The organism is Paenibacillus sp. AR247 (assembly GCF_002968895.1).
Taxonomy (GTDB): Bacteria; Bacillota; Bacilli; order Paenibacillales; family Paenibacillaceae; genus Paenibacillus_AQ; species Paenibacillus_AQ favisporus.
Map to the genome: position 1 here is coordinate 122,550 of NZ_PCZT01000015.1, position 9,341 is coordinate 131,890.

General features: G+C 57.7%; 8 protein-coding genes and 1 pseudogene. All 9 read right to left on the minus strand.

What is annotated here, in order from left to right; translation table 11 throughout:
• Window positions 1-470, minus strand: a 470-nt coding sequence (locus CPT76_RS25225) for a low molecular weight protein arginine phosphatase (RefSeq protein ID WP_105444865.1), incomplete at its 3' end; no start/stop codon positions are given.
• Window positions 471-509: 39 nt separating this feature from the next.
• The gene (locus CPT76_RS25230; protein WP_105444866.1) at window positions 510-1,070 is read right to left on the minus strand and encodes a manganese efflux pump MntP; all 561 of its coding nucleotides are present in this window, start codon (window positions 1,068-1,070) and stop codon (window positions 510-512) included.
• 86 nt (window positions 1,071-1,156) lie between these two features.
• Complete coding sequence (locus tag CPT76_RS25235) at window positions 1,157-2,338, minus strand: L-threonylcarbamoyladenylate synthase (RefSeq protein WP_105444867.1); 1,182 nt, start codon at window positions 2,336-2,338, stop codon at window positions 1,157-1,159.
• Window positions 2,339-2,434: 96 nt separating this feature from the next.
• Window positions 2,435-3,156: pseudogene (spoIIR, locus tag CPT76_RS25240) on the minus strand (stage II sporulation protein R).
• 314 nt (window positions 3,157-3,470) lie between these two features.
• Entirely contained in the window at window positions 3,471-4,667 is a 1,197-nt protein-coding gene (locus tag CPT76_RS25245) for an FtsW/RodA/SpoVE family cell cycle protein (RefSeq protein WP_105444868.1), read from the minus strand.
• 83 nt (window positions 4,668-4,750) lie between these two features.
• Window positions 4,751-5,989, minus strand: coding sequence for an FtsW/RodA/SpoVE family cell cycle protein (locus CPT76_RS25250; protein WP_076174705.1), 1,239 nt, complete (start codon window positions 5,987-5,989; stop codon window positions 4,751-4,753).
• Window positions 5,990-6,060: 71 nt separating this feature from the next.
• Complete coding sequence (locus tag CPT76_RS25255) at window positions 6,061-7,107, minus strand: HemK/PrmC family methyltransferase (protein WP_105444898.1); 1,047 nt, start codon at window positions 7,105-7,107, stop codon at window positions 6,061-6,063.
• 25 nt (window positions 7,108-7,132) lie between these two features.
• Window positions 7,133-8,200: a peptide chain release factor 1 gene (gene prfA / locus CPT76_RS25260; protein WP_105444869.1), complete on the minus strand. Its 1,068-nt coding sequence runs from the start codon at window positions 8,198-8,200 to the stop codon at window positions 7,133-7,135.
• A 168-nt stretch (window positions 8,201-8,368) separates the two neighbouring features.
• Window positions 8,369-9,341, minus strand: a 973-nt coding sequence (locus CPT76_RS25265) for an amino acid permease (RefSeq protein WP_105444870.1), incomplete at its 5' end; no start/stop codon positions are given.

The window sequence follows — 9,341 nt, forward strand, 5'->3', positions numbered from 1 at the left end:
CTCGGGATCCGCTGCTGGATCTCGATCAGCCGCTCCCGTTCCTCGTCCTCCAGCTGCTGCCCGAGCGCCCGCTTCATTTCCCAGGTGGCGTACAGGCTGTCGAGCTCCTGCAGATCCTTGATCACGTTCTCGTCATCCTCGGTGTATTCCTTCAGGGTATAAATTTTGTCAGCTGCGAGCGGAAAGCTCCGGATCACATGCTGCTTATGCCCCTGGGTCAGTGTCAAAATCAAATCCGCCCAATTCACCGTGTCGGCCCTGAGCGGCTTGGCGGTCAAATGCTCATCAATCTCGTGGTCCCGCAGCACCGCTTCCGCATGACGTGAGATCGGTGTCCCTTCAAGGGCGGCCACGCCGGCCGAACGGACTTCGAGCGGAACGCTGCGCTCCTTGGCCAGCTTGCGAAGCAGAGCTTCGGCCATCGGGCTGCGGCACGTGTTTCCCGTACAGACAAACAAAATATGCTTCACGTCTCTAGCACCTCCCGAAGTGTCTTTGCCGATATTGTATCAGAAGATAAAGGCGAGGCCAAATGCCAGCAAAATCGCGCCACCAAGGGCCTCACCGTATTCGCCGAGATTCCGGCTTACCCTCCTGCCGAGCAGGAGTCCAAGCACGGCCATCGCGCCCCCGCAGATCCCGAAAGCCATCACGGTCAGAATCCGGTTGCTCTCAAACATCCCCAGGGATACGCCTACCGAAAAGGAGTCAATGCTGACGCTGAGCGAGAACAGCAGCATCCCCAACAAAGAGCGGTGATCCACCATTCGCGTTTCGCTTGTTTTGAAGGAATTCAGGACCATGTGTCCGCCCAGCAGCACAAGCAGCCCGCCGGCAACCAGGGCGGCAACTTGTCCGAGCAGCGAACTGACGTAATATCCCATAAACATTCCCAGCAGCGGCATCAACACATGGAAAAGGCCGATCAGCAGGCTGATCTTGAGAATATGCAGCAACCGGATTCCTTTCATGCCGATTCCTACGCCCAGAGAGAACGCATCCAGTCCTAATGCGACGGCCATTATCATGATTGTCATCAGCTGCCCTAAACCGGCAGAAGTCTCCAACATCCCTATTCCCCCATGTCCGTTAGGTTCTTGTACAACCATATGCGGACAAGAGGTAAATGATGTCTCTTAAAAGGTATGGCGAGAGGTCACAAGCGTACAATCCGCTGGCCGGCGGCCTTGCGGAGCCGGTTCATGATGGCGGCGCCCAGCCCCTCTTCCGGGCAGGCTTCCGACAAAATAAACGTCACGCCTTCTTCATCCATGCGGCGAAGAGCGGCGTACAGCCGGTGGGCGGCTGCTTCCAGTCCGGCAAGACTGCCGAGGGACTGCACGCAATCCGCGGAGTAACGGCCGATATGCTCCTCGAAAGCCATCACGCCCGTTCTCTCCCCGCGAGCCGCCGCCGCCTTCAGCTGCTCATCGATCCAGCCGGATACTCGCTCCGGCGTGCCACCCTGCACAATGGTGAGCGCCCCCTTGGGAGCGTAGTGCGTATATTTCATGCCGGGCGATTTCGGAGCGACGATCTCCTCTTCACCCGGAGAGCGTTCAATTCCCGGATCGGTCGTCACCGCCGTCCCCGAAGCGGCGGCCAGCTGCTCGCTAGTAATGCCGCCGGGCCGTAGAACGGTGACGCCGCCGTCCTCTTGGACCTGCACGACGGTGGATTCAAGGCCGACCCCAGTCGGCCCTCCGTCCAGAATGCCGTCGATCAGCCCGTTCAAATCTTCCTCGACATGGCCCGCGAGCGTCGGGCTTGGCCGCCCCGAGCGGTTGGCGCTCGGCGCCGCAACCGGACAGCCGGACTCACCGATCAGCTTCAGTGCGATCGGATGGTCCGGCATCCGGATACCGACCGTCGTCAGCCCCGCCGTTACCCGCGGGGACAGCACGCCCGGCCGAAGCGGCAGCACCAGCGTCAGCGGGCCGGGCCAAAAGGCCGCCATCAGCCGCCGCGCCGTATCGCTGACCTCCGTCACGAGCCCGTCCAATTGGCTTGCATCCGCAATGTGGACGATGAGCGGATTGTCGGACGGCCGGCCCTTGGCCTTGAAAATCGCCTCGACAGCCTCCGTATTCCGGGCATCCGCCCCAAGGCCGTAGACGGTCTCGGTCGGAAAAGCAACGGTACCGCCATCCCGTAGAATGGCGGCTGCCTGGCCGATCGACTGCTCTGCACGGGACACCGCTTCCCTCTCCGCTTCTGCGGCAGCGGTGCTGCGTCCCATCAATACAGTCACATCCCATACCGGTGTGGCATGAATCTTATTTACATCATGGGCGGAAAGAGCGTTCCCTCCATCCTGCCCTTGGTTCAAACCTTTCATCGCTGTTCATTCCTGTCATCGAAATTGGTATGTTTTATTATAGCACATCTGCAAAATCTCCATGACGCATGCTCCTGGACAGGATGGCCGTAGTTCCTAAGCGAACAGCCCCGTCAGCCAGGACCACAGCCCGGAGAGCATGTCTACCAGGAAGAAGCGAACTTCCGGCTGGGAAGCATCGGCAGCTGCTTTCCCGGAAGCTTGAGCGGCTGCCGTATCCGTCACCTTGGCCGACGTAGTGGTCACGGCACCCTTAGCGTCACCCTTGGCATCCGCAGACTGAGCCTTGGCATCTGCGGGCTGAGCCGCAGCATCTCCGCTGGCCGCATCGATGAAGCAGAGCGGAGGGAACAGCACGCACCACCAATTTTGACCGTTGCCTGCACCCAATGTGATCCGCAGTGCTTCATAGTTCCCGGCGGGATAGACTGTACCGCCATACAGTTTGGTCGGAAACGGCACGATGCCAAGTTCAACATTGTAATCGTAATGAATGCCTCTCTTTTCCAGCTCACGGCCCACCAGATCGTTCAGTTCCGGCAAATGCTCCCGGATCGTCGTTCTCGCCTGATCCAGGCTTTGCGGGTCCTCAAGCTCCTGTACCCAGCCGTTCATCTCCGCTACCACGGCATCGCGAATCTCGCGTTTGACCAGCTGGTCGTCCGGATTATCGGAATTGGCCAGGATGCGCAGGCGGATGGATTCCTGCGGAATCGGCCCGCCGGCCACGGCCGCGTCGGCTTTTGACTCTCCCACATCATGGCGATCATAAACAAAATACAAAAAATAATGGCGGTATCCTTCACCAAGTCGCGCAGCCAGTCTTGTCCTCTATATTTCCCCTGCTTCATAGTCTTTTCCATTTTCCCCGGGCCCCTCTCTATCAGAACAAATCTATGATAGTTCTCAGTATGTCCGGGAATGGTAGAGTCTAAACCTAGCAATCTATATATAGATTGAATTAATGAAATCCAACTTTGGCACGGGTATTCCCCTTGGAAACAAGGAATGAAAAGAAAAATTCGGATTCATCTTATCTAGTATTTCTATGAGCTTCTTACCCACAAAAAAAGACCGCCTTCCCAAGCCCGAGGACTTGTCGAAAACGGTCGTTTCTTGTAAATCATCAGCTTCACATGCCGGCTTTCGCCTGTCCGCCTTGAGCAGCAGTCCCCTTAGCCGGGGTCAGCATCTCGTCGTCCACTTCCTCCCCATGAACGCGCACGCTCATGACGATTCCGATGCTTGCCATATTGATCAGCAGCGAGGTTCCGCCGTAACTGATAAACGGCAGCGTAATCCCGGTCAGCGGCATCAGGCCGATAAAGGCACCGATATTTTCGAAGATCTGATAGAGCATCATTGCGATAATGCCCACGATCAGAATTGGCCCTGCCCGGTCCCGGCACTCGAGACAGATCAGAATCATCCGGTGGATCAGGATAAAATACAGCAGCAGCACAACCGATGAACCGACAAAGCCGAACTCCTCGGCGATTTCCACGAAAATAGAGTCCGAATAAGTATACGGCACGCGCCCGGATTGAACCGAGGACCCTTTCATATACCCTTCACCCATCATGCCGCCGGAGGCGATCGCCAGCTTGGCGTTTTTCGTATGGTAGGACGCCTTGGCCGTCGCCTTATCCGGCACCAGCCACGGGTCGAGCCGCTCGGTCCAGTGCTCCCGTTTGATGTCTTTCATAAACTTCTCGATATTGTCGTGAAAATGAATATACGAAAGAATACCCCCGACGGCGACAGCCGCCAAAATCACCAGCGCAATCAGCGCATGCCAAAACTTGATGTTGCCGATCCAGAGCAGTCCGAGCAAAATCAGAACGTAGCTGAGCGCGTTCCCGAGGTCATTCTGGATCATAACGAGCGCAAACGGCACGAACGTCAACAGTCCGATCGGGACCACGTCATGCCAGAACGAGAGCCTCGATTTATTTTTGCGCATAATGATATACGTCAGAAAAATAATCAGGATGAGCTTGAACAACTCCGCAGGCTGCAAACTGAAGCTTCCCATCTTGATCCAGCCCTGGGCGCCGTTGACGTCGGTCCCGATGAAGTTAACCGCCACGAGCAGGGCCAACCCGAACAAATACAGATAAAGCGCATATTTGACAAGCAGCTTGTAATCGAAGATAACCAGCCCGAAAAATGCGATGAAGGCAAGCACGTAAAACTCGATCATTTTGATATGGGAACCGGCAAACTTCGTCCCCTGTGTGACACTGTAAATGGACATGATGCTGATGCCCATGAAAATCAAAAGAATAAAAACGACGACATAATCCACTTTTTTCAGCTTTTGAAGCATGGCTATCCTCCTGTGCGGAGCCTTCCGCTCCTCGTTGCCCCTGATGCGTACCTGTCTATTGTAATAGAACAGCCATGCCATATTCAATTCCTGTTAAATCCATCCCGGATGAGGCGCAGAATTTTGCCCGTCCCTGTGGCCGGAGCCGGTTCGTTCTGCAGCGGGAGCAGCTCCTCTTCCTCCTGCCCGTGAATCCGGACGCTCATCACCACCCCGATGCTGACCATGTTGATCACCAGTGAGGTGCCGCCATAACTGATAAAAGGCAGCGTAATGCCGGTCAGCGGCATCAGACCGATAAAGGCGCCGATGTTGACAAAAATCTGGTAAATGAACATCGTGATAATGCCTGTAATCAGGTATGGCCCCGCCCGGTCGCGGCAGTCCGCGGCAATCAGAATCATGCGGTGGATCAGAATAAAATACAGCAGCAGCAGCGCCGACGAGCCGATAAACCCGTACTCCTCGGCAATCTGGACGAAGATCGAGTCGGCAAAAGCCAGCGGAACCCGGCCGTCGGACTGGATCGTCGTCCCCTGCATGTAGCCCTTGCCGTCCAGGCCGCCCGACCCGATCGCCAGCTTGGCGTTGTAGGTCTGCCAGCTGTCGTCACGGGAAGCTTTGTCCGGAACGAGCCAAGGGTCAAAACGCGCGATCCAATGCTCGCGGCCAATGGACTTGAACAACTTCGCCGCCTCGTCATGATAATGAATGTAAGCCTGAATTCCGCCGAAGATGGCGGCAAAGGCCACGGCGAAACCGATCAGCGCATGAACGTACCGGATGCCGCCGATCCACAGGAGCCCTACCAGAATGAGGAGATAGCAGAGCGCATTCCCAAGGTCGTTTTGCGCCATCACCAGCATAAGCGGAACAAAGGTGAGGAGCCCCATCGGCACGACATCCCGCCAAAAATACAGGCCGCGGGACCGGTCTCGATTTTTCCTCAGCAGCAGGCTGGACAGAAAAATGACCAGGAACAGCTTGAACAGCTCGGCCGGCTGCAGGCTGAGTCCCCCGGGAAGGGTGAGCCAGCCGCGGGCACCGTAGTATTCGTTACCGGCAAACAGGACGAATAAGAGCAGCATCAGGCCGAAGATATACACGTACAGTGCATATTTGATCAGCAGCTTATAATTGACGAGCGAAGTCGCCAGAAACCCTGCAAAGCCGATGACGTAATAGACTGCCATCCGCACCGAATAATGATCGGTTTTGGGCCGGCCAGCGGTGACGCTGTATATGGAAGTCAGACTGAATGCCATCAGGCAGAGCAGCACCAGCATGACGGCGAAATCCAATTGTTTCAGTTTGCGCAGCATATCCTTTCCTCCAGGGAAAACATAGGTAGTTCCATTGTAGAGGAAATTGGGTCAAAAAGAAAATTATGGGATCACCGGCGGACGCCGAGAACGTGGCGGTCAATGCCGGCGAGGTCCGGGATGATCATAATCTCATCCCAATGGCCCGCCTGGCGGAGCAGGTCTGCGACCTCGCCCGCCTGGCCGATGCCCAGCTCGAATCCGATGAGCCGGGGCGGCTCCTGCAGCAGCGGCAGCTGCTGCATCATGATGCGGTAAGGCGCGAGCCCGTCCGCTCCGCCGTCCAGCGCCGTGCGCGGCTCATGGTCGCGCACCTCAGGCTGCAGGCCGGGAATATCGGCCGCAGGAATGTACGGCGGGTTCGACACCAGGATGTCGACCCGCCGGCCCGCAAACGGCTCCAGCAGGTTGCCTTCTTCGAAGGTAACCTGGGCGCCGTTGGCTTCGGCGTTGCGCGCGGCGACCCGCAGCGCGTCCGCCGAGATGTCGCTGGCGTAGACGCGCCAGCGCGGGGCGTGCAGCGCCAGCGTGACCGCGATGGCGCCGCTGCCGGTGCCGATGTCGGCCGCGACCAGTGGGCGCAGGCCGTCCGCGGTGCCGGCAGCGCCGCCGGGCGCAGCGGCTGCGCGGCCCTGTGCCGCCGGACGAGCCGCTTCGCGGTCCGGCAGCTCCGCGTCAGCCGGCCCCGGAACGCGGCCGGCTCCCTGCCCTTGCGGCGGCTCATGCTCCGCCGCAGATGCCGCTCGCTCAGTCGCGGACGCTCCCTGCGGCCACAACCGCGAGGCCTGCTGCAGCACGGCCTCCACGAGCAGCTCCGTCTCGGGCCTCGGGATGAGCACGGCGGGCGTCACCTGAAAGGGGATGCCGTAGAACTCCTGCTCCCCGATAATGTATTGGGCCGGTTCGCCCGCCGCCTTGCGGGAGATCACTTCCTCCCATGCCTTTTGCCGCTCGTCCGGGAACGGATCGGGCAGCGCCATGTAATAGGCCGCGCCGGAGAGGCCCAGCACATGCTCAAGCAGCAGCTGGGCGTTCCGCTGCGGCTCCATCACTTCATGCGCCGCTAAAAAAGAGGAAGCCTCCGCAAAGGCTTCCCGTATACTCTGCTTTGTCGTCATCACAAATGTGCTTTCCTTCAAAGCCTTATTCCCCTTTATCCATCATTTCCGCCTGCTCCGCAATGTTCAGGGCCGAAATGATCTCTTCGATTTCGCCGTTCATCACCGAATCGAGCTTGTGCAGCGTCAACCCGATGCGGTGGTCGGTCACCCGGCTCTGCGGGAAGTTGTACGTGCGGATCCGCTCACTGCGGTCGCCAGTACCCACTTTGCTCTTCCGCTCACCGGCATACTTCGCTTCTTCTTCCTGCCGCATCATATCAAAGATCCGGGCACGAAGCACCTGAAGCGCCTTTTCCTTGTTCGAGTTCTGCGACTTGCCGTCCTGACAGGTGGCCACGATTCCGGTTGGAATATGGGTCACGCGAACGGCGGATTTCGTGGTGTTGACGGATTGTCCGCCCGCACCGCTGGAGCAGAACGTATCGACGCGGATATCCTTGTCATGGATTTCAATATCGATATCTTCGACTTCCGGCAAGACCGCCACTGTGGAAGTGGAGGTATGGATCCGTCCGCCGGACTCCGTCGTCGGAATGCGCTGCACACGGTGCGCACCGCTTTCGTATTTCATTTTGCTGTAAGCGCCGCGTCCGTTGATCATGAAGATGACTTCCTTGAAACCGCCCAGATCGTTCGTATTGGCGTCCATCAGCTCTACGCGCCAGCCTTGGGTATCCGCATAACGCGTGTACATCCGGTACAGGTCGGAAGCGAACAGAGCCGCTTCGTCGCCGCCCGCCGCGCCGCGGATCTCCACGATGACGTTCTTGTCGTCGTTCGGGTCCTTCGGCAGGAGCAGAATGCGGATGCGCTCCTCCAGCTCGGTACGGCGCTGGGTCAGCTCCTCGATTTCCATCTTGACCATTTCACGCATTTCGTCGTCCAGCTTCTCAGCCTGAAGCGCTTTGGCGGATTCGAGTTCTTCCATAACGGATTTATATTCGGTATAAGCCTCATATGCAGGCTGCAAATCGGATTGTTCTTTGGAATATTCCCGCAGTCGCTTACTGTCGTTCGCAACGTCAGGATCGCAAAGCAGTTCACTAAGCTTCTCATAACGGTCCGCCAAGGATTGCAATCGGTCCAACACTGGGATTCACCTCTCCTATTTAAAAAATACACTAGGTATATATATGCTCTGATCGTTATCGCTGCTCTCTATCAAAATAGAGGGTAGACGACTTTTTATTATATCACGGTGCGCGCATATTTACCATAGCCGACATGGGTGAACAGGATAGCCGAAAGCCTGTTTATGTTAAGCTTGCGCTTTGTTTTTCCGCCCTATACTTACCAAAAAATAAACGCCGCAAATGACCAGCGGATACAAGATCGCCCACCCGACGAACGGAAACACCGCCGCCGTGAGGATAAAGGACAGCCAACTGACCGTCCGTCCCCACCGCTGGCCTTTCAGCAGCCGGATCCCGGCTGCGCAGCCGCCCAGATACGTCAAAATAAACGTGGCATTGGGAAGCGTAATCAGCGTGGTCAGTGACACCGCGCCGGTTCCGTACAGAACGAGCACGAGCACGAAACAGCCCGCCAGAAAGCCCAGTCCCCCGACAGGCGTCTGGAATCGGGACGACATCTTCCCCATCCAGGCCGGCGCCTTTCCTTCCCGGGCGAGCGCGTAAGCCAGCCTCGACGATGCGCCGGTATACGAAATGACCGTGGCTGTGCAAATAAACATCCCCGTCAAGCCCGCGATGACGGCCCCGGCCGGACCGAGCAGCTTTTCAATAACCAGCAGCAGCGATACGTCCGAGCCGCTCCCCCCATAGCTGTGCGTTCCCACCGTTGCCAATGCCGTCAGGAAATACAGTACGCCGACGATGATGGCCGCAACCGTCACGCCCTGCACCGCCGCCCGTTTCGGGTCCACAAACTCCTCGGATAAATGCGATACCGCCTCCCAGCCGATAAAGCACCAGAACAGAATGGCCGCACTCTGCCCGACGCTGATCCACCCTTCCGGCATAAAAGGCGTGAAATGCCTTGCTTCCATATGGGGAAAAGAACCGGATATCGCCAGGATGAGCACCAACACGATCGCCGATACGACGACGATTTGCACGCTGCCGGCCAGCTTCATCCCAAAGACGTTGATGAACAGCGATACAGCCAGCATCAGCGCGGCGATGACGATTCTGGCGCCGTCACCCAGTCCAAAGGCAGCCGTCATATACCCTGCTCCCGTCAACGCTGCTACCGGTGCGCCTATCGGCACC